This is a genomic window from Halomonas sp. KAO, from assembly GCF_015595025.1.
Lineage (GTDB): Bacteria > Pseudomonadota > Gammaproteobacteria > Pseudomonadales > Halomonadaceae > Halomonas.
On record NZ_JADNRL010000042.1, the window covers coordinates 1 to 438 of the forward strand.

At 64.4% G+C, this 438-nt stretch carries 1 pseudogene; it reads left to right on the plus strand.

The window, feature by feature from the left end:
- A pseudogene (locus tag IOC61_RS17525) lies at nt 1–161 on the plus strand (EEP domain-containing protein); the annotation flags it as partial.
- Nucleotides 162–438 lie beyond the last annotated feature (277 nt).

Consider the following 438-nt stretch of genomic DNA (forward strand, 5'->3'; position numbering starts at 1 on the left):
ACCATATCCTGCTCTCCGACTCGCTGGAGGCCGACGAGGTCCGCGTGCTCGACCACCTGTTCTCCGACCACCTGCCGATTGCCGTGGATATTCGCCTGCCACCGGCCTGCCTGGACGCCTGCCTGGCGACTAACCGGGGCGAGACCCGACGCCAGCGCTGACCACCGCCACACGGGCAGAGCGTATAGTCAACGTTGGACCGGGTGGCTGCCGCCGGGGCACCGATGTGCGACCATACCGACCCATCAGACGCGAAGACTGAACAACGAGACCTACCCCATGGCCCAATCCCGCGCGCTGCCAGGCGCCATCGTATGGCTCGACCGTGCTTCCGAATGGCTCGGCAGGAGCCTCTCCTGGCTTGTCCTGGCGATGATGCTCATCCAGTTCCTGATCGTGGTGCTGCGCTACGTCTTCAACTTCAACAGCATCGCCATG